This is a genomic window from Glutamicibacter sp. NPDC090743 (assembly GCF_044769125.1).
Taxonomy (GTDB): Bacteria; Actinomycetota; Actinomycetes; order Actinomycetales; family Micrococcaceae; genus Glutamicibacter.
Genome location: NZ_JBIVXE010000001.1, coordinates 87283 through 113578, shown reverse-complemented (window position 1 = coordinate 113578; position 26296 = coordinate 87283). Strand labels below are relative to the sequence as shown.

The following is a 26296-nucleotide window of genomic DNA, read 5'->3' as shown; positions in this document are numbered from 1 at the left end:
GTTTTCGCCCCCACTTTCGCGCGGGCTGCCACTCAGGTTTCCAAGCACCGCGCCAGCGCGCAACCCGGTCGTACCGCGCACCGAAAAGTGCATGCATTTTCCCAACTGATACCCTTGTTTTCGCGGATTCTTGCGAATTGCCAAAGGTCTCGGCCCGCTGAACGCAGTCTCCGGATTCCGGGCATCAGGCAACGTTATGCTTTCTGTCACATTCTCCTCAGCAGGCATCAGAAACCCCAATTTTTCTCCGCTTCAGCCGCATGGCGAACGTTCTTGGAGATTTTTTTCCGGGTATCCGGGAGGCTTGAAGCTACACGCTCCCCCAGCAGATATAAGCCTTTGCGACCTCGTGTGTCCGGTGGCTTCTTCTTTCGCCACTAGCTATGATCGAGCAAACATCCACGGTTAGGAGACGAAGTGAATAAGCTGCAGTCAGATGAAGCACTGACCCGAGTTACCCTGGACGCCTCGCGCCGGAACATCCCAATCGAGATTGTGCCGCGCGACAAGGTCCGCTCGCTGGAAGAGGCTGCGGACGCCTTGGGAATCTCGGCCTCGGCCTTGCTCAAGACGCTGGTTATCAAACGCACAGACGGCACCTTTGTCTTCGCGCTGATCCCCGGCGGGCGGAAACTGGACTGGGCGAAGCTGCGCGGAGTCATGGGCGTCAATAAGCTCTCCCTGCCATCTTCAGATATCGCTTGGGATGTCACGCACTACGAGAGCGGAACCATTACGCCTTTTGGCTCGCACACGGTACTGCCTGTCTACATCGATGCCAGCGTCTTCGAAGAGCCCGTATCGGAACAGATAGGACTGGGCAGCGGAGACCGAGCCCATGGACTGCTGGTTCGCGCCAAGGATTTGGTTAGCGGATTTGATGCCACGATTGCTGATATTTCGACTCCGGAATAACCAGCCCTGGCTTAGCCAATGCCTTCTTGGCCCAGGCCTGCGACTTGGTCAATCCCTTGATCGTCGCGTTGCGCAGCAGCAGACCCAGCGGCTGCTCGACGAAGCGTGCCACCAGGTAGGCAATTCCTAGCATCAGCACCAGCAAACCGGCCAGCAGCACGTACTTGTTCACGAAACCGTGCAGCTGGTTGATTAGCCACCAACCCCACAACTGGTGCACCAGGTACACCGGGTAAGTCAATGAACCGGCCACAGCCAGCCATTTGCCCTGGACGTTCTTGAGCGGAGTCAGGGTGCACACCGCCAGCAGAACTACGCACAGGACGGTCAGCAGCTGGAAATGCCAGGCCGGGATATCCATCCCGGAGAGCAAGTCCGCGTCACTGCGCCCCTTGATGCCGGTGAAAAATGCGGCGATGGCAGTATTGCCTGCGACCATGGACCACCGCAGAATGCTGTGGCCGCTTTGATAGATCAAGAAGAGCACCATGCCGGCTGCGAACAGGGCCGCATACTGCCCGGCAATCCATTCCTGCAGCTTGTCCAAGCTTGTGAAATGCAGATACAGGCCCAGAGCGGGCCAAATGGCAGAGAGCAAGAGGATGTGCTTGTTCTTCACGAAGCCCATGGACAAGAGCACTGCGAGCAACACGTAGAAACGCAACTCGACCCATAACGTCCAATAGACACCGTCCATATCGGTGACGCCGAATCCAGCCTGCATCATGCTCAGGTTGGGCAGAATATCACTGGCCGAGCGTCCCTCGTTGCCGGAGGGCCAGATCCCAAGCGAGAGTACTGTTGCTGCGAGTACCGCGAGCCAGTAGGCCGGGTAGAGGCGGCCCACACGCGAGCCGATGAAACCAATGACGTTCTTTCCCTGGAGGGACATCAGGATTACGAAGCCCGATATGAGGAAGAACAACTGCACACCCAGCTGTCCGTAGCGGGTGAATTCGGAGAGTACTGGCCAGAACTCTGCGGCCTGCCTCCCCCAGTGATCATGTCCCCATGCGGTGTAGTGGTACAGGACGACAATTAGCGCAGCTGTAATCCTCAATGCGTCTAGGAGCCCTAGCCGCGGTGCTGGTTTCTGGTTCTGGGTAGCTACGGTTTTTGACACATTTTCACTGTAAACAATGAACTTGAATAAACGCTGTTAATAGAAACGTTATAAAACAATTGCTATGGACTTCCCAGCTTAACGACCAAAGGCCCACAGACTTTCGTCTGTGGACCTTTGGCAATAAGTTGCGAGTGACCGCTGTACTTACTTAACGGTGACGGTAGCGCCGGCAGCTTCCAGAGCTTCCTTAGCCTTCTCGGCAGCGTCCTTTGCAACACCCTCAAGCAGAGCCTTTGGAGCAGCGTCAACGAGCTCCTTAGCTTCCTTCAGGCCCAGGGAAGTCAGTGCGCGAACTTCCTTGATAACTGCGATCTTCTTGTCGCCGGCCGACTCGAGGACTACGTCGAATTCGGTCTTCTCTTCAGCAGCAGCTTCGCCGCCTGCAGCTGGACCAGCAACTGCAACAGCAGCAGCGGTTACGTCGAAGGTCTCTTCGAATTCCTTAACGAACTCGGACAGTTCGATGATGGTCATTTCCTTGAATGCGGAAAGCAGCTCTTCGTTGCTGAGCTTCGCCATGGTGGGCGTCCTTTCGGTTTTTGGCCTTGAGGGCCGATGAATTTGGGTTTACGTTGCGAGAGAACTCGAAAGCTTAGGCTTCTGCCGGAGCTTCCTCGGCAGCTTCGCCACCGTTCTCGTCGAGCTTTGCACGCAGAGCTTCGACAGCGCGGGCAGCAGCGGAAGCTGGAGCCAGCAGCACTGCTGCAACGCGGGCGAGCTGAGTTTCGCGGGATTCCAGCGCAGCCAAAGCAGCGATGCCGCTCTGGTCCAGTGCCTTACCTTCGAACCAACCGGTCTTGATGACCAGCTTTTCGTTAGTCTTGGCGAATTCCGTGAGGCTCTTAGCGGCAGCAACTGCATCGCCCTTAATGAAGGCGATTGCGGTTGGACCAGAAAGCTGTTCATCGAAAGCATCGATGCCAGCGTTCTTCGCTGCGATTGCGGTCAAGGTGTTCTTTACGACTGCGTACTTGGTCTCCTGACCAAGCGAGCGGCGCAGATCCTTGAGCTGTGCAACGGTAAGCCCACGGTATTCGGTCAAGACAGCCGCCGACGAATCATTGAATTCCGCGGTGATTTCTTCAATCGCTGCAGTCTTGCTTGGGGTTGCCATAACACTCCTTCCGGGGATTTGTTCGGTACCGTTTCAAAACCGGCGAGGCCATAAAAATAGCCCCGCGCAGGAGCACAGGGCGTTTCAACTTATTCAAAGTCAAAAAATCTATGTAACCTGCGTTGGTCATCCTTGCGGATCTTTAGGAGCAGTTGGAAACCAAATGCTCGACCGACGGTCTTCGGTATTTCTAGTTTATAGGAGCACTCCAGCCCACAGCAAATCGAAGCCGGAGCCAATCTCATGATCCTGGTCACTAGGGGAATTAAATTAGAATGGCGGGACTCATTTACCAACGCTTGGGGAACGCTAGTAGTAAGTCCCGCCGATACAAAAGTTTTGGGGAAACTTTCGTATCTCATCCGCGTAGGGCCTTGGGGGATCCATACGCGGATGACCGAGATACTCGGTAGTCAAAGCTTATCATCGGCTACCGGCTGGTACGAAACATGAATACGCTTTCCAGCAGCCGTGGCCATCGCGCAGATTCCTCGCTTAAAAAGGAAGGGAGCATGCCGATTATCGGCATGCTCCCCCAAGCTAGTTAGCTACTAGACTTAGGCCTCAACGCGGGTTACGTTCGCGTCAACAGGAATACCTGGACCGAAGGTGGTAGCGATGGTTGCCTTCGAGATGTAGCGACCCTTCGAAGCCGAAGGCTTCAGGCGCATAACCTCTTCCAGAGCTGCTGCGTAGTTCTCGGTCAGCTGCTTTGCGTCGAACGAAACCTTGCCAATGATGAAGTGCAGGTTCGAGTGCTTGTCGACGCGGAAGTCGATCTTGCCGCCCTTGATGTCGGTTACAGCCTTGGCCACATCCATGGTCACGGTGCCGGTCTTAGGGTTTGGCATCAGGTTACGAGGACCCAGTACCTTACCCAAGCGGCCAACCTTGCCCATCAGGTCAGGGGTTGCAACTGCTGCGTCGAAGTCGGTCCAGCCGCCCTGGATCTTTTCGATCAGGTCGTCCGAGCCAACGAAGTCGGCGCCAGCTTCGCGAGCTGCTTCTGCCTTGTCACCGTTAGCGAAAACAACCACGCGGGCGGTCTTGCCGGTGCCGTGTGGAAGGTTTACGGTACCGCGAACCATCTGGTCAGCCTTACGTGGGTCAACACCCAGGCGGAAAGCAACCTCAACGGTCGAGTTGGTCTTATCGCCTGCGGTCTCCTTAGCCAGGGCAATTGCCTCGGCTGGAGCGTAGACGTTGTTGTCGGCATCGATCTTAGCCGCGGCGGCTACGTATGCTTTGCTGCGCTTTGCCATCTGCGTTTTCTCCTTATGCAGTCGTGGTCATATGGACCGCGCGGGGTCCTGCCACGGGCGAATCGATCGGATGAGCGTTTCGCCTTAGATTGAATTCTTGAGTGCTATCCAGCGTGTGAACAGCGGAAGGCGGGATTAGCCTTCTACGGTCACGCCCATGGAGCGGGCGGTGCCGGCGATGATCTTGGCTGCAGCAGCCAGGTCATTTGCGTTCAGGTCAGCCATCTTGGTGGTGGCGATTTCCTCAACCTGAGCCTGGGTCAGGTTAGCAACCTTGTCGGTGTGCGGAACACCCGAACCCTTTGCAATGCCAGCTGCCTTCTTGATCAGCTCAGCTGCAGGAGGAGTCTTGGTGATGAAAGTGAACGAACGGTCTTCGTATACGGTGATCTCAACTGGAACAACGTTACCGCGCTGCGACTCGGTCGCTGCGTTGTAAGCCTTGCAGAATTCCATGATGTTGACGCCGTGCTGACCAAGGGCTGGACCGATCGGAGGAGCTGGGTTAGCAGCACCTGCCTGGATCTGCAGCTTGATGAGTCCGGTGACCTTTTTCTTTGGGGCCATGTCGGGTCCTTCTTACTCTTGCGTTTCCCGTGGCACAGGAGCGTGGCACGGGGATCTGGCTATCGTGGCGCGACAGCCAAGCGTACCCTCGCATCGATAAGCGACCGATGCGGGGCACGAAGACTTAATACTACTGGATCTTGGTGACCTGGTTGAAGTTCAAGGTCACTGGGGTTTCACGTTCGAAAATCGAAACCAGTACAACCAGCTGTGCGGCATCCAGCTTGATCTCCGAGATGGTTGCCGGCATCGTTTCGAACGGTCCGTCATTGACGATAACCGATTCGCCGACTTCGAAGTCCACGGTGACCTCAGTAATTGGAGCACGGCCTGGCTTGGACGCCGATGGCTGCTCTACTGGATCAACGATGGTGTGCTCAAGCATGGAGAACACTTCGTCAAGGCTCAGTGGGTTTGGATCGTGGGCGTTGCCAACGAATCCAGTGACACCTGGAGTGTGTCGAACAACACCCCACGACGCGTCAGTCAGCTCCATGCGGACCAGGACATAGCCCGGGATGCGCACGCGGCGAACGATCTTGCGCTGAGTGTTCTTGACCTCGACGACCTCTTCCATTGGAACCTGGATATCGAAGATGAACTCATCCATGTCCTGGGTCTGGATACGGGTCTCAAGATTGACCTTCACGCGGTTTTCGTAACCAGCGTAGGTGTGAATGACAAACCAGTCACCTGGAAGACGACGGAGCTTAGCGCGGAATTCTTCCTTGAGCTTGGCTACGTTGTCTTCGCCCTCGGCTTCTTCAGCGTCGGCTTCGTTGTCTTCGCCCTCGGCTTCTTCAGCTTCGGCTTCGTTGTCTTCGCCTTCAGCTTCTTCAGCTGCGCCTTCGATTACCTGAGCGTCTTCAGCGTCCTGTGCTGGTGCTTCGGTTGGGTCGACGTCAGCTTCTACAGCTGGCTCAACCTGATCGCCGGCGGCTTCAACGAACTCGTTTTCGACCTCGTCATTAATCTGCGGTTCGAGTTCCTTGTCGGACACTGCAGCTCCTGCTTTCTTTGACTGAATGACACTAAATTGCCTCGGGGTAATCATACCTCCGAGGCAACAAAATTACTGTTCGACCTTGTTGGTGAACAGGAGGATCGAACCCTGCCCAAAGACGAAGTCCAGGGCCGTCACGATCAGCATCACCACGACCACGAAACCGACAACAACCAGGAAATAATTCACTAGTTCACTGCGGGTCGGGGTGACGACCTTCTTAAGTTCTGCGATTACCTGGCGGAAAAACAAGAAGATCCGGGCAAAGAAACCCAACTTCTGCCCACCCTTACCGGAGCTGAGAGCAGATTCGGTCATGTTCTTCCTCGTTTCAAAAATTTGGCCAGTTGAAACAATCACGGTGTGCCATAGTCTATTCGACTGCAACACACCGTGATGAGATAATTCGCTAAGCGATAAATCGCTATTGCGCAGGGCAGACAGGACTCGAACCTGCAACCTGCGGTTTTGGAGACCGCTGCGCTACCAATTGCGCCACTACCCTTCGGAGCTTTTTACCGCTCCCACCTAGAACATCTTAGCGGATAAAACATTCAGCTTCGTCCGTTGCGATGTCTCGGCAACGAGAAATAACTTTACGCAACGAAATCGGAAATGTCGAACTGACAACCTCCGGTGTGGCGCAGAACGCATTCCCGCGCCCCGTTGCGCACCTTATTGTGTCATTTTCAAAATTGTGATGCTGAAGTGCAAGGTTGCGAACTAAACTGAGGTGTAACAGCTGTCCCCATAGACTTCAGGACGAATCCCCAATGTCTCGCATTTCTCGCCGCATCGGCGCAATTTCCGAATCCGCGACTCTCGCAGTAGATGCCAAGGCGAAGGCTCTTAAAGCAGCAGGTCGACCAGTAATCGGTTTCGGTGCCGGTGAACCCGACTTCCCAACCCCTGGCTACATTGTCGAAGCAGCAGTCAAGGCGGCCCAGGATCCAAAGAACCACCGCTACTCCCCTGCAGCCGGCCTTCCCGAGCTGCGCGAAGCAATCGCCGCCAAAACCATGCGCGATTCGGGCTACGAGCTCACGGCCAACCAGGTTCTGGTCACCAATGGCGGCAAGCAGGCGGTGTACAACACCTTCGCAACCCTGCTTGATCCAGGTGACGAGGTCATCGTTCCGGCTCCGTACTGGACCACCTATCCCGAAGCCATCCAGCTCGCCGGAGGCAAGGCCGTATCGGTCTTTGCCGGCCCGGAGCAGGGCTACAAGGTTACCGTCGAACAGCTCGAATCCGTACTGACCGAACGCACCAAGGTGCTGCTGTTCGTTTCTCCTTCGAACCCCACCGGTGCCGTATACACCCCGGAGCAGGTCCGCGAGATCGGCCAGTGGGCTGCTTCCAAGGGGCTGTGGGTTGTTACCGATGAGATCTACGAGCACTTGACCTACGGCGATGCAACTTTCAGCTCCATCGCGACCTTGGTCCCAGAGCTCGAAGACCGAGTTGTCATCCTCAACGGCGTGGCAAAGACCTACGCAATGACCGGCTGGCGCGTGGGTTGGATGGCAGGTCCGCTGGATGTCATCAAGGCCGCCACCAACCTGCAGTCCCACGCCACCTCGAACGTTTCCAACGTATCGCAGCGAGCCGCCCTGGCTGCTGTTGCCGGGCCGCTGGATGCCGTGAACGACATGAAGGTTGCCTTCAACCGTCGCCGCTTGGCCATCGTCGAATCACTGAACGCGATTGACGGCCTGCACTGCCCTACTCCGGAAGGCGCGTTCTACGCGTATTCGGATGTTCGAGGCCTGCTGGGTCGCGAAATCCGCGGCGTTGTGAACAACACCAGTGCAGAACTTGCTGCTTTCATCCTGGAACAGGCAGAAGTTGCCGTCGTTCCAGGTGAAGCATTCGGCCCTTCCGGCTATATCCGCATGTCATATGCACTGGGTGATGCTGATCTCGAAGAAGGCGTCGCACGGATGGCCAAGCTGCTGGGCGAAGCCAAGTAGAAAAACCGCGCCGCTAAAGAAGCCGGGCAGTCCATGATGGACTGCCCGGCTTCTGTGCTTTGCCGCAGTGCCGTTTAGAGGATCTTGCGGTCCACAGCCCAACGGGTAAGTTCGTGGCGGTTGGATAGCTGGAGCTTGCGCAGCACATTGGACACATGCGATTCCACGGTCTTTACCGAGATGAACAGTTCCTTGGCTACTTCCTTATAGCTATATCCCCGGGCAATCAAACGCATGACTTGCAATTCGCGGTCAGAGAGCAAATCCAGCTCTTCATCAATTTCTGCCACCGGACCGCTGCTGCCAAAGGCGTCCAGGACGAACCCGGCCAAGCGTGGCGAGAACACGGCATCTCCCCCGGCCACGCGACGTACTGCATCGGAAATTTCGGCCCCGGAAATGCTCTTGGTGACATACCCGCGAGCACCGGCACGGATGACCGTCACTACGTCCTGTGCTGCGTCGGAAACGCTCAATGCCAGGAAACGCGTGGATCCCAGCAGCCCGGTGCACCCCTTGAGCACTTCGGCCCCGCCCCCGCCGCGGCCACCGGGCAGGTGCACATCCAGGAGCACCACATCCGGTTGCTGTTCGGTGATCACCTCGATGGCTCCTTCCACGGTGCCAGCTTCCCCGACAATCTGGATGTCCTGGGCCAAATCGGCACGTAAACCGGAACGGAAGATGGCGTGGTCATCCACCAGCACTACACGGTAGTTCTCGGTGGTGTGCTCAGCGTTCATGTTTCTATTCTTCCTCCATGTTCAGTGGCATGCTCAGCTGCACCTCGGTTCCGGATTCACCGCTCCGGATATGCGCCATGCCGCCTGCGCGTTGCATGCGGCCAATGATTGATTCCCTGACGCCGTGCCGGTCCGCCGGTATTCCATCTACTTCAAAACCGGTGCCGCGGTCACGCACATACACTTCTACTTGTTCGGCCGAGCATTCGATGAATACCGAAATCTTGCCCTCGGCATGCTTCGCTGCGTTCATCATCGCCTCGCGGCTAGCGGCCACCAGTGCCTGCTGCCCGGCAAAGCCCTGAGCATTGCCTACGGATATGACTTCTACATCACGCAGTAGCAGCTGTTCGATGTGGCTTGCCTCGTGCTGGATCTCAACGATTACATCTTCATCATCAAGGTCATGGTTGCCGTACAGCCATTGGCGCAGTTCACGCTCTTGGACGCGTGCCAAGGTTCTCACCGCCGCTGGGTCTTCACTGCGTTTTTGAATCACTGCCAAGGTCTGCAAGACCGAGTCGTGCAGGTGGGCCGCGAACTCTGCACGTTGGGCCGCCGCCTGGCGCGAGCTCCGTTCAGCGATGAAATCGCGCCAAAGCCGAGTGCCCCAGGGAAGCAACACCACGACTGCGCCGACAATGATCGCCAAGGCCGCCCACAAGCCGCCGAGCAGGTCTGTGGCTCCGACAGTATTGCCCAGCAGGGCCAGCAGACCGCCGATGACCAGGACCAGGCCAAAAGCCAGGCGCAGCAAGAAAGGCAATGACGGGCGCTTCTTGTGCTCGGTGATACCTTCATCGAACTGGATCCAAGCCAGCACAATACCGGCAATCACGCCCAAGGTAGGCCAGATCAGATCCCAGCGGATATTCCAGCCGGTCCACTGTCCATAAGCCAGGACGGCGAGCGCCAGCAGGCCCGCACCGATCAGCGTGTCACGCCAGGTGGAGTTCCTTTCCCAACCTTCGCGTGGACGGAAGATGCCTTGCTGCACCCGGTTCATTTCTTCAGCAAGGCTGCGTGATCTGGTGCCCCAGGAGCGAAGCTCGTCAGCGTGCGCCTCTTCGGCGCTCGGGACGAATGCCCAAAGCCACGCGTAGAGCAGAATGCCGATGCCGCCCAGTGCGGACAATCCCAGGAACCCAATACGCACGTACCCCAGCGGGATGCCCAGGTGCTCCGCGAGGCCGCCGCAGACGCCGGCGATTGGCCGGTTCTCGCTGCGCACCATCAAACGCCGTTCAGGACTTTCCATAGTTCTAAGTCAAGCACGTTCTTGTCGTTTCTTCCCGGTTGATCACCGGATCTAGGGGCACCCCTAGGGGAAGTTCAGGGTATCCCCTCATAGCGCGGGACCCCTGCCACACGAGAACATTGGACTATGAACAACGAAGGCTCTCAACGTCGTCGCGGCTTTTACGACCAGCTGCGCAAATCACCGATCACTCGCCAGGACTCGCAGTGGCTCGGTGGCGTTGCAACTGGTGTCGCCGAATATTTCAAGGTCGATGTAGTGCTGATCCGCGGCATCTTCGTGGTGCTCGGTGTCCTAGGCGGCTTGGGCATGGTGCTCTATGGACTGGCTTGGGCGTTGCTTCCTGATGCGGGAGGCAAAATGCATCTGGAAAGTGCCGTGAACCGGAACTGGACAAGCGGCATGACTGGCGCGGTGATCATCTTTGCGCTGGGCATCTTCCCTGCTCCCTGGTTCTTGGATTCGCTGGCACCGGTCCTGTGGCCCCTGGCTATTGTTGCGGCTATCGCATTCATTATCTTCAGCAGGAAGAACACCCGGTTTGCGCGTCCGGACCAAGCCCGCAATCCGGCAGCGACCGGTGACAGCTCTGCTGCCTCGCCAAGGGCTGCCGAGAAGAGCACCGCGTTGGAGCATCCTTGGCGTGAGGACGGCACCCAGAGTTTCAATGCGAGCGTAGCTAGCGGGTTCGGGACGAACTACCCGGATGCGCCGATGAAGGAGCACCCCATGAATTCAGGTGATTCTGGTCCAGCGGGCCAGTACGAAAATAGCTATTCGCCGGATCCCGCATACACGAAGGCCTACAGTGCCAAGGCGAATCGCAAGCCGATCAGCCGCCCGATTCCGGGTTGGCTTGGCACCACCGTCTTCGGCGTTACCGTGCTGGTGGTCGCCGTGGTCATGCTGGCCGACTACCTGGATATCGTGGCCTTGCCTGGTTCGGGCTGGACCGTGGCCTTGGCTTGCGGCCTGTTGCTTGTTGGCATCACCATTGTCCTAGCGGCCCTCTCCGGGCGAACCAGTGGAGGCCTGTTGGGTTTGGCCATTCCATTGCTGGTCCTGACGGTGATCTTCTCTGCTACGTCTTTCGAGGAATCTGCCCGCGGGTTCGTTCGATCGGCTACCGGCAGCGACAGCCAATACAGCGCTGTTTTCAGCAGCTCAACGGTTGACCTGACCCATCTGGGCAGTATCACCAAACCCACCACGGTGGAGATCGATTCGGTCTTCTCCAGAATGGATCTGCTGCTGCCGGACAATGTTCCGGTGAAGATCGAGACCGACGGCGCATTCCTTTCCGGAATGGATATGGAACTGCCGCAGGACCGGCGGTCCTTGCCGGGAAATGCACCAATGCTGACCATTGAAGTAGACGGAGTTTTTTCCTCGTTCTCCACGACCGTGGATGATCCCAGCATCCTGAACCCCAGCAACACGGATTTCTAAGGACTGAGCCCCATGAATACTTCTTCTACTCCCGCTAGGAAATTCCCTACCGGAACCTTGGTCTTCGGCCTGATTCTGATCGTTGTCGCCCTGGCATCGCTCAGCCGTCTGGTCTTGCAGTGGAGCTTTGACATGCCGCTGTTCTTCATCGCTATCGTCGCCTTGGCCGGCGTAGCCATGATCTTCTCCGGATTGGCATCGGCCGGCAAGGCCCGCAAATCCGAAGCCGAACCACCGGTTCCCACCGACCCCAATCTCTAAGCCTCCAAGCTTTTCCAACAATTAGGAGTTCTCTGATGGACGCATTCTTCAACTCGCTTCGTTCCATGCCGCTTCGTCGCGGGCCAGGCCGATTGGCCGGTGGCGTCGCCGGGGGCATCGCCGACAAGTTCGGGTGGGATGTCACCTTGGTGCGTATCGCCCTACTGCTTTCGTTCTTGCTTCCGGTAATGGGTGTTGCTGCATATATCCTGGCGTGGATCCTGATCCCAGCGCAGGACAACACCATCATCTTGCAGAACTGGCTTCGCAAATTCTAAATACCGTTCCCGGCTGGCCTGCTCGGGAACGATGCTTGGCATCGCTATCCGGCTAGGGCGAGGCTCGTGCACTTCCGTGACATGAGACTCGCCCTAGTGGCTTTAAGCACGTACAATGGCACGCAGAGTAGATGCTCAATGGCGCGCGGATATTGACTGAAATCCGAATGGAACTCTTTGCTGTTACAGCGTTATCACGGGGCCTGCACGCTCCAGCTGTCGCACAAGGCTTTCCCATTACTAAGCGAGGGCCAATGCGCATTGGAATCATGACCTCAGGCGGCGACTGCCCCGGTCTGAACGCCGTCATCCGCGGTGCGGTACTGAATGGCATCAAAAGCTACGACGACGAATTCGTCGGTTTCCGCGACGGCTGGCGCGGCGTCAAGGAAGGCGACTTCTTCGACCTTCCGCGAACCGCTGTGCGTGGCATCGCCAAGCAAGGCGGCACCATTTTGGGCACCTCACGCACCAATGCGTTTGAAGGGGAACTTGGTGGCGCGGAGAACATTTCCAAGGTTCTCAAATCCACTAGCATCGATGCGCTGATTGCCATCGGCGGGGAAGGCACCTTAGCTGGCGCCCAGCGCCTATGCGAAGCCGGCCTTCCTATCGTTGGCGTTCCCAAGACCATCGATAATGACTTGGACGCCACGGATTACACCTTCGGTTTCGATACCGCTAACCAGATTGCGGTCGAAGCCATTGACCGCCTGCGCACCACCGGCGATTCCCACCACCGCTGCATGGTGGCCGAGGTAATGGGCCGCCACGTAGGCTGGATTGCACTGCACGCGGGGATGGCATCCGGTGCGCACGCGGTGCTCATCCCGGAGGTTTCCACCACCATGGAGCAGATCTGCCAGTGGGTGAACGAAGCCCATGAGCGCGGACGCGCCCCGTTGGTGGTTGTGGCCGAAGGCTTTGTGCCAGAAGGCATGGAAGAAGCGTTCTCGGTACGTGGTCTCGATTCCTTCGGACGCGCCCGCCTTGGCGGCATCGGGGAGATGCTCGCCCCGGTCATTGAGGAACGTACCGGCATCGAAACGCGTGCAACCGTGCTGGGACATATTCAGCGCGGCGGCGTCCCCACCGCTTTTGACCGTGTCCTGGCCACCCGTTTGGGAATGGCTGCGGTGGATTCCATCCATGCCGAGGCGTGGGGCACCATGGTGGCGTTGCACGGCACCAAGGTGCTGCGCGTACCGCTGCGTGCCGCACTGAACAACCTCAAGCGTGTCCCCATGGAACGCTACGAAGAGGCCGCCGTGCTCTTCGGCTAGGCCTGGAGATACACCAAGGGCGTGGGTTGGAATGCTGTTCACAGCATTCCAACCCACGCCCTTCTCTTTGGCCTTTAGCCTTGCGGCGGGGTTCTCAGGAACCCGGTAAAGCGCCCAGCGACCTGGCCGGCGTCGGTCGCCACAATGACTTCCTGCGTTGCCGGGTAGCTCGTTTCGCCGTCCACCACGGACAGAACCGCTTCCGGGTCAACGTTGCGCTTGACCACGGCCAAGGCGATTGGCCCGGCTTCATAGTGCAAAGTCGCGGAAGTGATCCGGCCAACCGTGCGCTCCCCCAGCTTCACTTCGGCGCCGGTGGCAGGCAGCGTGTGCATGGAACCGTCGAGGTCCAAGAAAACCATGCGACGAGGCGGGTGGCCGATGTTGTGCACCCGGGCAATTGTTTCCTGGCCTTTATAGCAGCCCTTGTCCATGTGCACCGCGGTACGCAGCCAATCCAACTCGTGGGGAATGGTCTTGTCGTCTATCTCGGCACCGAAGCGCGGCTCCCACGCGGCGATACGCAAGGCCTCGACAGCCATCATGCCTGACAGCTCTTCGTCAGCTACTGCGACGGCAAGCTGCTCCAACTCCACGATATGCAAGAACCACGGACGTTCCTTGCCCGGGTGATCCTCACGGGAATAGGCCCAACCACCGTCGGTGATTCCGGGCCATGGGTTCTCCCAGACCAGGCTCCCGGCAGTGCCAATCTTGCGGGTAGCCGCCAATACGCCGTAGCTCTCGGAAAGATCATTGACCTCAACGCGCAGCATGAAGCGCATTGAGTTCAGGAACTGCGCCAACGCTGCTCCGGCACCAGGTTCAACGATCAGCAGCAAGCGATCTGCGGTGGCCAGCACCTTCATTTCGTGCTCAATGCGTCCTTGAACCGAAAGCAGCAGCGTCTGGGTGCTGTCTCCTGGCTTCAGGCTGGAAATGCGCTGGCTGCTGAGCGTATCGAGCCAACTCTGGCGGTCTTCGCCGCGGATCTCCACAACATCGAAATGGCTCAGATCGGCAATTGCCTGGCCCTCAGCGAGTTTGCGAGCTTCGCGGGTAGGAGCGCCGTAGTGGGCTGCGACGCCGGCATCTACGCCGCCAGCTTCCACTGCAGCAGCACGGTCCAGCAGGACCGAACGGTATTCAGTGGCCATGATTAGTGCACCGTGCCTTCCGAGGTGACACGCTTGAGCGCCGCCGAGGCGTGCGCTTGAAGATCCATATTGCCCTTGGAAACATCCCAGCGCCAGAACAGCTCGCCATTGACCAGACCGTAGATCCGGGTTGAGGACGCGTAAGCTTGGGCGTTCTTGCTGCGCAGCAAGCTCTCGGTGGCCAGCTGAATGCGTGGTCCATTAATCAGGCCGTAATACAGCTCTGAGATGCCGTCTGGTCGGACAATTTGCGCCTGGATCTTGAAGCCGTCTTCGGTATGCAGCTTCTGCACATCGTCGGCCGAACGCAGTACCGGGAAGATGTCACCGGGCTCCATGCCAGGACCGGCATCGGCTTCCTGCTGTTCACGGTCCAAGGACCAGAAGCCGGTTTCAACGGCTAGGATCCGCAGCTTCGTGCCATCGGCTTCGGTCAGCCAGGCTTCACTGCGGTATTCAAGGTACGGCCCGCCAACGTCACGGAAGGTGACTTGCTGCCAGAAAAACTCGTCCTCGGCTTCGCCTTCGCCAAGACGGCCAGCACCTTCCCAGGTGCCGATGAGCCATGCGAAAGGTACAAGTTCCGGGGTGAGGTCCGTAGGTAGGTCAAAAGCCATGGACTACTCGCTCCTAAGTCAGTTAGTGATGAAATGAAAACAGCGCACACGTTGTTGTGTGCGCTGTTTCTACTTCTGGCCCTGGAAGAGGCGCTTCACTACCAAGCCTGCGAACCCAGCCATTCCGAGACCGGCGATCACTACAAGTGCCTGGAAGAAAATTTCGATTGCAAGGTAATTTTCATTCATGGCTTCATCTTAGCGCGGGAGGCAGGAGAACTTCGACACGCGTGACGCAGCTAGCATCATATTTGAACCGCTCACCGCTAAATGAAAGCCAGCACTTCCATCGCGTACCAGCTGACCGCACCGCTCATCAGCAAGATGGCGCAGGCAAGGCCAAGGATTCCACTCATGTTTCGTACGCTGCGGCTGACCAAGGCCAATGCCCGTAATGAACCCACCAGCAAGCCGGTCAGCAGTCCCAGGGTCGCCCCTTGGTACCAGAGCATATCGATTGGCAGCGCGCTGGAGGCCGCGCCCAATGCGGCAGCGACCACAGGCGCCAGGATCATGGTCATCCGGTTTGGCAGGCGGGTAACGGCAACCGCACCAGCCCCAAGCAGAGCGACCACGGTTGTGACGGCCAGCCCAAAGCCGTAGGGCACATAAGCACTAGCGGCCCAGGCGGAACCCAGCACGCCCAGGACTATGCCGGTCACGCCAGAAACCACACCGGCCAGCCGGCCTTCGGCTTCTGCCCCGCGCAATACCTGGCTGATAAATACCAGAAGCACGCCAACGGCGATTGCTTCGACACTATGTGACATCACCGACCCGCCTGGCATGAACATGGTCGAAGCCGTAGCCGCCAAAGAGCACAACGCCAAGATGATGGTGATCGGCCAAGGCGCATCGGAGCGGACCATTCGTGGCCAGGTATAGGCGAAAATCAGCTGCAAGACCGCGGTGAGCACACCCATCAGCCAGCTCATCGAATCCAGACTTGCAACAACGACAAGCAGTGCCGCTGCAACGAGTCCACTGAATAAAACCTTGATTCTCAAATTCTGATTCCTGACGGTAATGTGTCCGCACTTGCGTGTTCACATGCGTGCTTCAACTGATTCATTCCTTATACTGTGACACGTAAAAGTGATTTTTTCGCAACTATCTGGCAGGAGGAAGACCGATTGGCTCACCTACTGCTATTAAGTAATCATGCCGAAAATGCCGCTGAAGTTCTTCCGGCACTCGAACTGTTATTGCACGAGATTTCTTTCTTCCCTGCAACAACGGAGTCGCTGAGCCAAATCCCTGAGTGCGACGCGGTCATCCTCGATGCCCGGACAGATCTCATTCCGGCACGCTCCCTGGCGCAGTTATTGCACGCCAATTTGAATCTGCCCTTGCTGCTGGTTGTCAGCGAAGGCGCACTGGGCATTTTGAACTCGGATTGGTTTGCGACTGATTTCCTGTTGCCTTCCGCCATCCCTGCCGAGCTTGATGCACGCATCCGCCTGATGCTCTCCGGAGCCACGGTTCCCGCCCCCGCACCGGTGGCCACTGAAAGCACTTCGGGCCTGCGCATCGATGAGTTGAGCTACACCGCCCGTATCGATAACCGCATGCTGGACCTGACATACAAAGAGTTCGAACTGCTCAAGTACCTGGCACAGTTCCCCGGCCGAGTCTTCACCCGCGAACAGCTGCTGCATGAAGTGTGGGGATACGACTACTACGGAGGCACCCGTACCGTAGACGTGCATGTGCGACGTTTGCGCGCGAAACTCGGCACCGATCATGAACAGCTCATCGGAACGGTGCGCAACGTCGGCTACCGCTTCCACACCGAATCATAACTTTCAGATAACTCCTACCCACTTCGCACATTTTACGACTATCGTGAAATGCATGAGCGAACTGCCACAGAACACTGTTTCCATCCAGCACGTCCCCGGTGAGCTTGATGAACGGGCGCTATCCGACGTGCGCCAGCTAGCCCTCGATGCGCAGAAAGCCGATGGCAACCCGCCGTTGAGCGACCAGACCCTGGTGGCATTGGCAGCCGATGAGCCTAGCCAGAATCTGCTTGCCCTGCTGGCTGAAGCCGGCGAAGGCGCGGAGTCGACGTTGGCCGGCGTTGCCATCGCGGTTCGGGAATCCCCGGATCAGCCTTGGGTCCTGGAACTGGTAGTCCACCCCGAGCATCGCCGCGCTGGCATTGGCCGGGCCCTGCTGAGCAAGCTCGGTGAGCTGCTGGATCTCTCGAAGATCCAGGCGTGGGCGCACGGCGACCACGATGCAGCCAAGAAGCTGGCCGCAGGTGTGGGCCTGGACCGCGTACGCGAGCTGTTCCGGATGCGCCGCGAAGGCACCGATTACCTTGAAGAGCCTGCGATTGATCGCCGGATTACGGTCCGCACCTTCCGTGTAGGCGAGGACGAGCCGCAATGGCTGGAAGCTAACGCCAAGTCCTTCGTGCATCATCCCGAGCAAGGTTCGCTGACCCTCAATGACCTCGAAGCGCGCATGTCCGAGGACTGGTTCGACCCATCCGGCTTCTTCTTGGCCTTTGACGCGGAGGAGAATCTGCTCGCCTACCACTGGACCAAAATCCATCCTGCTACCGCAGACGCGGTCCGCCCCACCGGCGAGGTTTACGTTGTCGGAGTCGTTCCCGAAGCGCAGGGACTAGGCCTGGGCCGGTCCTTGACCACCACCGGCATCAACTACCTTCTGGAACTGGGCGTCGATGCGGTGATCTTGTACGTGGATGCCGATAATGAAGCTGCAGTTAAGCTCTACCGCTCGCTGGGCTTCACACTTTGGGATGCGGACATTATGTACGGTCCGCAGAAGATAGACTAGGGGTACCGGCAGTCCCTGATTTATCGCGACTGCCGCCAGCGGTGTCTTTAGCGTCCACTTGCAGGAAAGAAGTGAGTTCAGCCGATGAATAGCTACCCCAAGGAAACTGGTACTCAGCTACGTGATGTTCCTTCCTCGAAGGTCAATGAAGATCGTATAGAGCCAGCAGATTCGCTACCGGATCTGCATCCTGATGGCGGATTCAAAAATGAGCGTTTCCTTGACCGTGAGCTCAGCTGGCTGCATTTCAACGCCCGCGTTCTGGAGCTGGCCGAAGACACCGATCTGCCCTTGCTTGAACGGGTGAACTTCCTGTCCATCTTCGCCTCGAACCTTGATGAGTTCTTCATGGTTCGCGTTGCCGGGCTGAAGCGCCGCATCCACGCTGGACTGGCGGTGCCGGCGGCTAACGGAATGAACCCGGTAGACCAGTTGGAGTTGCTGCTATCCTCGGCCCACGCGCTGCAGACCCGCCATGCCAAAGTCTTCGCCGACTCGGTATACCCCGATTTGGCCGAGCAGGGTATCCGCATCACCACCTGGGAAGACCTCTCGGCATCCGAGCGTGACCTGCTTTCCAAGTGGTTCGTTTCCCAGGTATTCCCGGTACTCACTCCGCTGGCGGTTGACCCTGCTCACCCATTCCCGTACATCTCCGGGCTGTCGCTGAATCTGGCTGTGGTGGTCCGCAACCCGCTGACCGGCAAGGAACTCTTTGCCCGCTTGAAGGTGCCAGACACCATCGCCCGCCTGATCAGCATCGACGGCACCCGCGCGGCGCACTCTTCGTTGCGTACGGCCCGGTTCATCCCGCTCGAAGCACTTATTGCGGTGCACTTGGAGCTGTTGTTCCCGGGGATGGAAATCGTCGAGCACCACTTCTTCCGTGTCACCCGCAACGAGGACCTGGAAGTTGAAGAGGACGATGCAGAGAACCTGCTGCAGGCGCTGGAGAAGGAATTGCTGCGCCGCCGCTTCGGTCCTCCCGTTCGCCTGGAAGTCGCCAATGACATCAACCCTGAAATCATGGAGCTGCTCACCCGCGAGCTCGGTGTTGAAGAGGACGAGGTTTTCAAGCTTCCCACCCCATTGGACCTGCGCGGTTTGGGCGTTATTGCGTCGCTGGACCGTTCAGAGCTTCACTACACCAAGCATGTTGGCCATACCTCGAACTACCTGAACGAATCAGAAACTGCCAAAGCCGCCAATGTGTTCGCGGCCGTTCGGCGCCGCGACATCCTGCTTCACCATCCCTATGATTCCTTCTCCACCAGCGTGCAGGCCTTCCTGGAACAGGCCGCAGCTGATCCGAAGGTCATGGCCATCAAGCAGACCCTGTACCGCACCAGCGGCGACTCGCCCATCGTCGATGCGCTGATTGATGCGGCCGAAGCTGGCAAGCAGGTTCTGGCCCTGGTAGAAATCAAGGCCCGCTTCGACGAGCAGGCCAACATCTCTTGGGCGCGCAAGCTGGAACAGGCGGGCGTGCACGTGGTCTACGGCATCGTGGGCCTGAAAACCCACTCCAAGCTCTCCTTGGTGGTTCGCCGCGAAGGCGACAAGCTGCGCCGCTATTGCCACATCGGCACCGGCAACTACCACCCGCGCACCGCGCGGTATTACGAAGACTTCGGCCTGCTCACCTGCGACGACGAAGTTGGCGAGGATATTTCCAAGCTGTTCAACCAGCTTTCGGGCTACGCCCCGCGCTCGACCTACAACCGCCTGCTGGTTGCTCCGCGCTCGGTACGCACCGGCTTGCTGGCGCATATCGAGAAGGAGATAGTCAACGCCGCGGCCGGCAAGCCGGCAAAGGTCGTCATCAAGGTCAATTCCATCGTGGATGAAGCCATCATCGATGCGCTGTACCGGGCCAGCCAGGCAAGGGTCAAGGTGGAAGTCATCGTTCGCGGCATCTGCGCCCTGCGCCCGGGAGTGCCGGGACTGAGCGAGAACATCGAAGTACGTTCCATCTTGGGCCGGTTCCTTGAGCACAGCCGCGTGTTCATGTTTGAAAACGGCGGAGATCCACTGGTGTACATCGGCTCCGCCGACATGATGCACCGCAACCTGGATCGTCGCGTGGAAGCCCTGGTCTCGCTGCGCAACCAGGAGGACATTGATCGCATGATCACCCTGCTGGCCCGCTACATGGACGACAAGACCGCTTCGTGGCACCTGAACTCCGATGGCGACTGGATTCGCCATTACCAGGACGAGGATGGCAAGGCGCTCTCGGACGTCCAGTTCTGGTTAGTTGAAGAACATGCCCGCCGACGAAACAGTGGACGTAATAGCTAGTGACCGAACCAGAGCTGCGCGATACCCGCACCAGGGCTCGTGACATCATCCGTTCTGCAGATGCCGAGGAAATCCGCCTTGGCGAATACGACATCGTGGCCGCCGGGGCAATCCCCTGGCGCGTGAAGGACGGCAAACTCCAAGTTCTCCTGATCCACCGCCCAAAGTACGATGACTGGTCCTGGCCCAAGGGCAAACTGGATCAGGGTGAATCCATCGCCGAGTGTGCGCTGCGCGAGGTCCGCGAGGAAATCGGGTTGCGCATCACCTTGGGCATCCCGCTTTCAGCCACCGCCTACTCCGTGGGCCAGAAAACCAAGGTTGTCTACTATTGGGCAGCCAAGACCGATGCGCAGACGGTAATTGAGCCTGATGGCGCAGAATGCGACGAGGCTCTTTGGACCAGTCCCAAGAAGGCTGCCAAAATGCTGTCCATTGCCACGGACAACCAGCCGCTGGCCGATCTGGTCCTGGCTTATGAAGCCGGTGTGCTCGATACGCACCCGGTGCTCATTGTCCGCCATGCAAAGGCCAAGCCTCGCGGCAACTGGACTCGTGCCGAAGGAGACCGCCCGCTGGCGGCGACGGGACGACGCCAGGCGCAGGCAGTTTCCCGGATGCTCGAAGCCTGGAAGCCGATGCACGTGGCCTCTTCTCCGTGGATGCGATGCGTCCAGACGATCACGCCCTATGCCGCCTTGCACGCGTTGAAGCTCAAGAGCGTTAAGGCCCTGACCGAACATGCGGCGACACGCAATCCGGAGCGGGCACGCAAGGCCGTGCAGAAGCTCTTCGACAAGTACCGTTCCCAGGTGATTTGTACCCATCGCCCGGTGCTGCCCTTCGTGCTGGAGGTTCTTGCCCAGAACTCCACTGATGAACTGGCCAAGGCCCTGCCGGACCAGGATCCCTATTTGGAACCGGGGTCCCTGATCATTGCGCAGCAGGTCCAATCCGGCAGCCCGCGAATTGTTTCCTTTGAGATTCATACGCCGTATCACGACTAGTCTGATGCGGATGAAGCCCGGCATTGCATGCCGGGCTTCAGCGTTCTCTCAGGGCGTGGCACCAGCCGTTGCATCTACCTCCGGTTAGGGATGAGACTATGAATAGGAGACACGTCACAGCCAAGAATGAGGTAATGCCATGACTGCCCAGCAACCGAACCAGCCAGTCGAGAAGATTGTGCACCATGGACTGCGTTTGGATCACGATGCCAGCCGCGGCCGCTATTCGCTGTGGCACGGTTCCACTTTTGTCGGTTTCCTCGGCTACTACGAAGAAGATGGCATCGCCACCATCCAGCACACCATAGTCAATGAGGAATTTGGCCGTCGTGGATACGCCCGCGCGCTGGTGACCTTGGTCCTGGACAAGTTCCGCGACAAGGGGCTGAAGATCGTTCCGGAGTGCAGCTACGTCCAGGACTACCTGCGCCGCTACCCGGAGTATAACGACATGGTGGCTGCGAGCTAGGCTCGAGTGCGAGCAGCATCATCAATGCGCTTAGTTCCAGGAACTTTCCGTTTGATCTAAACTGGGACGTGTGAATATGCCAGCGCCGACCACCAGCACGACAGGTATGATGACGACTCCAATCGCAACCCCTTATGAAGATCTGCTTCGAGACGTGCTGGAGAACGGCGCCTCCAAGGAAGACCGCACCGGAACTGGAACGCTGTCGGTATTCGGCCGCCAGATCCGCTTCGATCTGAAGGATTCTTTCCCGCTGGTCACCACCAAACGCGTGCACTTCAAATCCGTGGCAGCAGAACTCTTGTGGTTCCTGCGCGGCGAATCCAATGTGAAGTGGCTGCAGGACCAGGGCGTGCGTATCTGGAATGAATGGGCTGACGAAGCCGGCGAACTCGGACCGGTCTATGGTGTCCAGTGGCGCAGCTGGCCAACTCCCGATGGCGGCCACATTGACCAGATCTCCCAGCTGGTCGACTCGCTGCGGAACAATCCGGACTCCCGCCGCCACATCGTCTCGGCGTGGAATGTCGCAGAGATCCAGAATATGGCGTTGCCTCCATGCCACGTGTTCTTCCAGTTCTACGTGGCCGAGGGCAAGCTCTCCTGCCAGCTCTACCAGCGCAGTGCAGACATGTTCCTGGGCGTACCGTTCAACATCGCTTCCTACGCACTGCTCACGCGCATGCTTGCCCACCAGCTCGATCTGGAGCCAGGCGAGTTCATCTGGACTGGTGGCGACGTGCATATCTACACCAACCACTTGGAACAGGTCAAGGAGCAGCTCTCCCGCGATCCTTACCCATACCCGACGCTCAGCTTCAATTCCAAGCCCGAGTCGATCTTCGACTACACGCTGGAAGATTTCAGCATCAACGACTACCAGCACCACCCGACGATCAAGGGAGCCGTAGCGGTATGACTCCCAAGCCTCGCCACGCACACGACGTTGAACCGCTGGTTGGCGCCATTTGGGCCCAAGCCGAGAACGGCATTATTGGCGCTGACGGCGCCATGCCATGGCACGTTCCCGAGGACCTGGCCCATTTCAAGCGCACGACCGCTGGTCATCCAGTAATCATGGGTCGTGCCACATGGCATTCCTTCCCGGCGAAGTTCCGTCCATTGCCAGGACGCACCAACATCGTACTGACCACGCAGGCTGATGCCCACGCGCAGCTGCGCAAGGATGGCGCACTCCCCGTCTCCAGCTTGGAAGAAGCCATCGCGTTGGCACAGCGCAGCGCCGGCGGCGAAGAAGTATGGATCATTGGCGGCGGAAAGGTCTATGCCCAGGCACTGGCGCTGCTGGACGTCGCGGTGATTACCAAGCTCGATGCCTCCCCTGCTGGAGATACCTCCGCACCGAAGCTCACCGCTGACTTCGCTCTGGGCGCATCCGATCCGTCCCTAGATTCGGAAGCTGCCCACTGGCACACTTCCTCCACCGGTACCCGCTACCGCTTTGAAACCTGGCTTCGCCAAAAGGATTAGAACGACCATGAAAAAATACATCGGAGAGCTCAAGCAGCACCCCGAAGCACTCTTCATTCTCGGATACATGCTCTTCCCGCTGCTGGCCTTGGTGGTGGCCGTACTCGGCTTCTTCATGGTTCTCGGCGGCCACAAGGTATTCGGCCTGATCATGCTGCTGGTCCCGACGCAGATCTTTATCTTCTCCGCCATGTGGGCGATCAAGAACCGCAAGCTGCTGCTTGAGGAAAAGTAAAACTTTGGCTGCACCGAGTCACACCTGAACCCTGCTGGGGCTTGGGTGTGATTCTGCTTTAACTGGTGTAACGAACCGGGCTCTGCCGGATAAACGCCCCTACCATGGATACATGACTTCATCTGTTGGTTTTGTAGGTTACCGAGGCATGGTTGGTTCCGTGCTGATGCAGCGCATGCTCGACGAGGGCGATTTCGCCCAGATTGACCCGGTATTTTTCTCGACTTCCAATGCCGGCGGCAACGCCCCGGCATTCGCTAAGGGTGCTGGGCTGCTGCAGGACGCGTTCGATATTGAAACGCTGTCCAAGTTGCCGATCATCGTCACTGCCCAGGGCGGGGACTACACGACCAAGGTCCACACCGAGCTTCGCAAGTCCGGCTGGGACGGCCTGTGGATCGATGCGGCGTCCTCGCTGCGCATGAATGATGATTCGGTCATCGTTTTGGACCCGGTCAACCGAGCCGTGATCGATGAATCCCTGGCCTCTGGCGTCAAGGACTACATCGGCGGCAACTGCACCGTCTCGTGCATGCTCATGGGCTTGGGCGGGCTATTCAAGAACAACTTGGTCGAGTGGGGCACCGCGATGACCTACCAGGCCGCTTCCGGCGGCGGCGCACGCCATATGCGCGAACTGCTCACCCAGTTCGGCGACATCAATGCGTCGGTGGGCAGCGAGTTGGCTGATCCAGCCAGCGCCATCCTGGAAATCGACCGCAAGGTCCTGGAAACCCAGCGCGGAAACCTGGATGCCGCGCAATTCGGCGTACCACTGGGCGGCTCGCTGATCCCATGGATCGACGCTGATTTGGGCAACGGCCAGTCCCGCGAAGAGTGGAAGGCAGGCGTGGAGACCAACAAGATCCTGCAGACCCCCGGCGACAAGCAGATCATCATGGACGGCCTGTGCGTCCGCATCGGTGCCATGCGCTCGCACTCGCAGGCACTGACGCTGAAGCTGAAGGAAGACCTGCCGGTCTCCGAAATCGAGTCGCTGCTCTCAGCAGACAACCAGTGGGCCAAAGTCGTTCCCAACGAGAAGGAAGCCACCATGGACCAGCTGACTCCGGTCGCGGCGTCCGGTACCTTGGATATCCCGGTCGGCCGTATCCGCAAGCTGGAAATGGGTCCTGAGTACATCTCGGCCTTTACCGTTGGAGACCAGCTGCTGTGGGGCGCTGCCGAGCCGCTGCGCCGCATGCTCGCTATCGCCCAGGGCCGCCTCTAGGCACCTCCGAGGCAAAGCCATGGCCAAGCCCAGAACAGAAATTTCTGTTCTGGGCTTGGCCATTTCCCTTGCAGATGAGCTCTAGTGGGCCCACTCATCCCGGAGTACCGAATAGATCAGCTGGTCATGCCACGCACCGGCGCGCCACTGCGCTTGGCGGATGACACCCTCGCGGGTGAACCCCAGCTTCTCCAGGCACTTCTGCTCAGACGCATTTTCTGCGGCTGTCGTAGCCTGGATCCGATGACGGGGGTAGTGGGTGAATAAGTTAGTCGACGAGCATCTTCTGCGCCTGCGTGCCATGGCCCTGGCCGCGGTACTGGGCAAAGATGCCGATGGCGACTTCCCAGCAGGCCGAGGTGTTGGCCCGGCCCCACGACGAAACGGTGAACCAATCGACTTTGCCGATTACTTGCTCCCCCAAGCAGACTGCCAGCGCGCCATCGGCGTTGCCGATCAACTGGTCCTGGCCGACACGGGCGCGCAGCTTGTTCGTATCCCAGAAGCCGAGCCACTGGGCTTCACCGGCGCCCTGCACGGATTGGAAGTTCGCTTCCAGCAGGTCGATATCCTCCAGCGCGAGCTTTCGCGATGACAAGTGCACCCTTGTTTTCCTCCCGTGTTCCGGCGATGGCTGGCATGCTGCTCGCTTAGAGAGCTAGGCCGATCAGCAGCGGCTCATTGACCAGTTCAATGCCAAAACGCTGCTGCACGCCGGCGCGAACTGACCGGGCAATGGCCACAATGTCCTGGGCGGTGGCTTCCCCGCGGTTGGTGATGGCCAGTGTGTGTTTGGTGGACAGGGAAGCTCGGCCGCCAGCGAGCGCGAACCCGTCGGTCCCCTCCAAGCCGTAGCCCTTGCCGAAACCGGCCTGGTCGATGAGCCATGCGGCGGACAGCTTGAGGAAGCCAGCTTGTTCCGCCGGGTAGCTCGGAGCGTTCTCGGGAAGCTTGCCCATGACGCTGGATTCAACGATGGGGTTGGTGAAGAAGGAACCCGTGGAGTGCGAGTCGGCATCCCTGGCATCAAAGACCATGCCCTTGGAACGACGCAAGTCCAGAACGGTCTGGCGCACTTCGAGCGCGTCGGCGCGTTCGCCAGCTTCAACTCCGAGCCGGCGGGCCAGCTCTGCATAGCGGATAGGAGCCGATTCATTTTCACGGGTCAGCAGGAAGGCCACTTCCAGGACCACGTAGCGTGGGGATCCGTTGGTGCTCGTGCGCTTGATGACCGAATCGCGGTAGGCGAAACCAAGCTCGGAGTTATCCAGCTTGAGTACCTGGTTGCTCTGGCGGTCGTAGGCACGCACCCACGCCAGGGTCTGGGAAATGTCTGCCCCGTAGGCCCCGACGTTCTGCACCGGAGTGGCACCGGTGCACCCGGGGATGCCCGAGAGCGCTTCCAGTCCGCTCAGGCCCTCAGCCAGGCTGTATTCAACGGTCGTGTCCCAGTTCTCGCCGGCGGCAGCGCGCAGCAGCACCTTGCCATTAGGCTGCTCGTCCAGGTGCAGTCCGCGGGTGGCGATCTGCACTGCGACGCCCGGGTACCCCTCGTCGGAGATCACCAGGTTGGAACCCCCGCCAATGAGCAGAACGTCGTGCCCTGCGGTGTCTGCTGCCGCAACGGCTTGAGCCAGTTCAGCTTCGCTGGTAGCGGTCACCAATTGCTGGGCTGGCCCACCAACGTGGGTCGTGGTCAGATTCTTCAGCATTGCTTCAGTTTACTTTCCGTATGGGAACGAATA

29 protein-coding genes and 1 tRNA gene are annotated in these 26296 nt (G+C 58.7%); 15 read left to right on the top strand and 15 right to left on the bottom strand.

Translation table 11 applies throughout. The features are described 5' to 3' along the window. Window positions 1-417 precede the first annotated feature (417 nt). The gene (locus ACIQTS_RS00585; protein WP_105657669.1) at window positions 418-915 is read left to right on the top strand and encodes an aminoacyl-tRNA deacylase; all 498 of its coding nucleotides are present in this window, start codon (window positions 418-420) and stop codon (window positions 913-915) included. Here the strand turns inward: ACIQTS_RS00585 and ACIQTS_RS00580 are convergent. The 8 genes from ACIQTS_RS00580 to ACIQTS_RS00545 form a co-directional block, all read right to left on the bottom strand. Then, on the bottom strand, window positions 869-2038 hold the full coding sequence (locus ACIQTS_RS00580) for an acyltransferase family protein (protein WP_400288541.1): 1170 nt from the start codon (window positions 2036-2038) through the stop codon (window positions 869-871). The two genes, ACIQTS_RS00585 and ACIQTS_RS00580, sit on opposite strands and share 47 nt — an antisense overlap. 147 nt (window positions 2039-2185) lie before the next feature. Next, on the bottom strand, window positions 2186-2560 hold the full coding sequence (rplL, locus tag ACIQTS_RS00575) for a 50S ribosomal protein L7/L12 (RefSeq protein WP_133833621.1): 375 nt from the start codon (window positions 2558-2560) through the stop codon (window positions 2186-2188). A gap of 73 nt (window positions 2561-2633) precedes the next feature. Continuing rightward, complete coding sequence (gene rplJ, locus ACIQTS_RS00570) at window positions 2634-3155, bottom strand: 50S ribosomal protein L10 (protein WP_105657672.1); 522 nt, start codon at window positions 3153-3155, stop codon at window positions 2634-2636. A 557-nt stretch (window positions 3156-3712) separates the two neighbouring features. Then, complete coding sequence (gene rplA, locus ACIQTS_RS00565) at window positions 3713-4417, bottom strand: 50S ribosomal protein L1 (RefSeq protein ID WP_105661540.1); 705 nt, start codon at window positions 4415-4417, stop codon at window positions 3713-3715. Between the two features lie 135 nt (window positions 4418-4552). Continuing rightward, window positions 4553-4984 carry a 50S ribosomal protein L11 gene (rplK, locus tag ACIQTS_RS00560; protein WP_105657674.1) on the bottom strand — a complete coding sequence of 144 codons (432 nt, stop codon included), beginning with the start codon at window positions 4982-4984 and terminating at the stop codon, window positions 4553-4555. Between the two features lie 130 nt (window positions 4985-5114). Continuing rightward, the gene (nusG, locus tag ACIQTS_RS00555; protein ID WP_332487099.1) at window positions 5115-5984 is read right to left on the bottom strand and encodes a transcription termination/antitermination protein NusG; all 870 of its coding nucleotides are present in this window, start codon (window positions 5982-5984) and stop codon (window positions 5115-5117) included. Between the two features lie 72 nt (window positions 5985-6056). Then, a complete protein-coding gene (gene secE, locus ACIQTS_RS00550; RefSeq protein WP_038992215.1) occupies window positions 6057-6305 on the bottom strand; it encodes a preprotein translocase subunit SecE in 249 nt (82 codons plus the stop codon). Between the two features lie 114 nt (window positions 6306-6419). Next, window positions 6420-6492, bottom strand: a tRNA-Trp gene (locus ACIQTS_RS00545). A 268-nt stretch (window positions 6493-6760) separates the two neighbouring features. Between ACIQTS_RS00545 and ACIQTS_RS00540 the strand changes: the two genes are divergently transcribed. Beyond that, window positions 6761-7960, top strand: a complete 1200-nt coding sequence (locus ACIQTS_RS00540; protein WP_402470500.1) for a pyridoxal phosphate-dependent aminotransferase — start codon at window positions 6761-6763, stop codon at window positions 7958-7960. Window positions 7961-8034: 74 nt separating this feature from the next. Here ACIQTS_RS00540 and ACIQTS_RS00535 read toward each other — a convergent pair whose 3' ends face one another. Continuing rightward, the gene (locus ACIQTS_RS00535) at window positions 8035-8703 is read right to left on the bottom strand and encodes a LuxR C-terminal-related transcriptional regulator (protein ID WP_402470497.1); all 669 of its coding nucleotides are present in this window, start codon (window positions 8701-8703) and stop codon (window positions 8035-8037) included. 4 nt (window positions 8704-8707) lie between these two features. Further along, complete coding sequence (locus tag ACIQTS_RS00530) at window positions 8708-9961, bottom strand: PspC domain-containing protein (protein WP_402470495.1); 1254 nt, start codon at window positions 9959-9961, stop codon at window positions 8708-8710. A gap of 126 nt (window positions 9962-10087) precedes the next feature. Between ACIQTS_RS00530 and ACIQTS_RS00525 the strand changes: the two genes are divergently transcribed. From ACIQTS_RS00525 to ACIQTS_RS00510, 4 genes are all read left to right on the top strand, one after another. Beyond that, entirely contained in the window at window positions 10088-11410 is a 1323-nt protein-coding gene (locus ACIQTS_RS00525) for a PspC domain-containing protein (protein WP_402470492.1), read from the top strand. Window positions 11411-11422: 12 nt separating this feature from the next. Continuing rightward, on the top strand, window positions 11423-11671 hold the full coding sequence (locus tag ACIQTS_RS00520; RefSeq protein WP_133833616.1) for a hypothetical protein: 249 nt from the start codon (window positions 11423-11425) through the stop codon (window positions 11669-11671). Window positions 11672-11706: 35 nt separating this feature from the next. Beyond that, a complete protein-coding gene (locus ACIQTS_RS00515; protein ID WP_105656871.1) occupies window positions 11707-11949 on the top strand; it encodes a PspC domain-containing protein in 243 nt (80 codons plus the stop codon). A 254-nt stretch (window positions 11950-12203) separates the two neighbouring features. Beyond that, on the top strand, window positions 12204-13232 hold the full coding sequence (locus ACIQTS_RS00510) for a 6-phosphofructokinase (RefSeq protein ID WP_400288553.1): 1029 nt from the start codon (window positions 12204-12206) through the stop codon (window positions 13230-13232). A 74-nt stretch (window positions 13233-13306) separates the two neighbouring features. On the opposite strand, the gene ACIQTS_RS00505 is transcribed toward ACIQTS_RS00510, so the two are convergent. From ACIQTS_RS00505 to ACIQTS_RS00495, 3 genes are all read right to left on the bottom strand, one after another. Further along, window positions 13307-14389: a folate-binding protein YgfZ gene (locus tag ACIQTS_RS00505; RefSeq protein WP_133833615.1), complete on the bottom strand. Its 1083-nt coding sequence runs from the start codon at window positions 14387-14389 to the stop codon at window positions 13307-13309. Between the two features lie 2 nt (window positions 14390-14391). Continuing rightward, a complete protein-coding gene (locus ACIQTS_RS00500) occupies window positions 14392-15006 on the bottom strand; it encodes an FABP family protein (protein WP_133833614.1) in 615 nt (204 codons plus the stop codon). Between the two features lie 266 nt (window positions 15007-15272). Next, on the bottom strand, window positions 15273-15941 hold the full coding sequence (locus tag ACIQTS_RS00495) for a hypothetical protein (RefSeq protein WP_105661542.1): 669 nt from the start codon (window positions 15939-15941) through the stop codon (window positions 15273-15275). 198 nt (window positions 15942-16139) lie between these two features. Here ACIQTS_RS00495 and ACIQTS_RS00490 point away from each other — a divergent pair, with 198 nt between their 5' ends. From ACIQTS_RS00490 to asd, 9 genes are all read left to right on the top strand, one after another. Further along, window positions 16140-16808 (top strand): response regulator transcription factor, encoded by a 669-nt coding sequence (locus ACIQTS_RS00490; RefSeq protein WP_332487083.1) that lies wholly within the window; start codon window positions 16140-16142, stop codon window positions 16806-16808. Window positions 16809-16860: 52 nt separating this feature from the next. Beyond that, the gene (gene mshD / locus ACIQTS_RS00485) at window positions 16861-17817 is read left to right on the top strand and encodes a mycothiol synthase (RefSeq protein WP_332727211.1); all 957 of its coding nucleotides are present in this window, start codon (window positions 16861-16863) and stop codon (window positions 17815-17817) included. A gap of 84 nt (window positions 17818-17901) precedes the next feature. Continuing rightward, entirely contained in the window at window positions 17902-20118 is a 2217-nt protein-coding gene (locus ACIQTS_RS00480) for an RNA degradosome polyphosphate kinase (RefSeq protein WP_105656878.1), read from the top strand. Beyond that, entirely contained in the window at window positions 20118-21125 is a 1008-nt protein-coding gene (locus ACIQTS_RS00475) for an NUDIX hydrolase (protein ID WP_332502983.1), read from the top strand. The genes ACIQTS_RS00480 and ACIQTS_RS00475 overlap by 1 nt, the downstream gene beginning before the upstream one ends. A gap of 139 nt (window positions 21126-21264) precedes the next feature. Continuing rightward, window positions 21265-21594 carry a GNAT family N-acetyltransferase gene (locus ACIQTS_RS00470; protein WP_332594902.1) on the top strand — a complete coding sequence of 110 codons (330 nt, stop codon included), beginning with the start codon at window positions 21265-21267 and terminating at the stop codon, window positions 21592-21594. A 109-nt stretch (window positions 21595-21703) separates the two neighbouring features. After that, complete coding sequence (locus ACIQTS_RS00465; protein ID WP_105657074.1) at window positions 21704-22513, top strand: thymidylate synthase; 810 nt, start codon at window positions 21704-21706, stop codon at window positions 22511-22513. Continuing rightward, window positions 22510-23085 carry a dihydrofolate reductase gene (locus ACIQTS_RS00460; RefSeq protein WP_332498260.1) on the top strand — a complete coding sequence of 192 codons (576 nt, stop codon included), beginning with the start codon at window positions 22510-22512 and terminating at the stop codon, window positions 23083-23085. Before ACIQTS_RS00465 ends, ACIQTS_RS00460 begins: the two co-directional genes overlap by 4 nt. A gap of 7 nt (window positions 23086-23092) precedes the next feature. Then, the gene (locus tag ACIQTS_RS00455) at window positions 23093-23320 is read left to right on the top strand and encodes an NF038396 family protein (protein WP_105656882.1); all 228 of its coding nucleotides are present in this window, start codon (window positions 23093-23095) and stop codon (window positions 23318-23320) included. A gap of 112 nt (window positions 23321-23432) precedes the next feature. After that, window positions 23433-24551 carry an aspartate-semialdehyde dehydrogenase gene (gene asd, locus ACIQTS_RS00450; RefSeq protein WP_402470484.1) on the top strand — a complete coding sequence of 373 codons (1119 nt, stop codon included), beginning with the start codon at window positions 23433-23435 and terminating at the stop codon, window positions 24549-24551. Between the two features lie 268 nt (window positions 24552-24819). On the opposite strand, the gene ACIQTS_RS00445 is transcribed toward asd, so the two are convergent. Both ACIQTS_RS00445 and ACIQTS_RS00440 read right to left on the bottom strand, forming a co-directional pair. Next, window positions 24820-25155, bottom strand: coding sequence for a hypothetical protein (locus ACIQTS_RS00445; protein ID WP_402470482.1), 336 nt, complete (start codon window positions 25153-25155; stop codon window positions 24820-24822). A gap of 46 nt (window positions 25156-25201) precedes the next feature. Continuing rightward, window positions 25202-26263: a UDP-N-acetylmuramate dehydrogenase gene (locus ACIQTS_RS00440; RefSeq protein WP_402470480.1), complete on the bottom strand. Its 1062-nt coding sequence runs from the start codon at window positions 26261-26263 to the stop codon at window positions 25202-25204. Window positions 26264-26296: the final 33 nt, after the last annotated feature.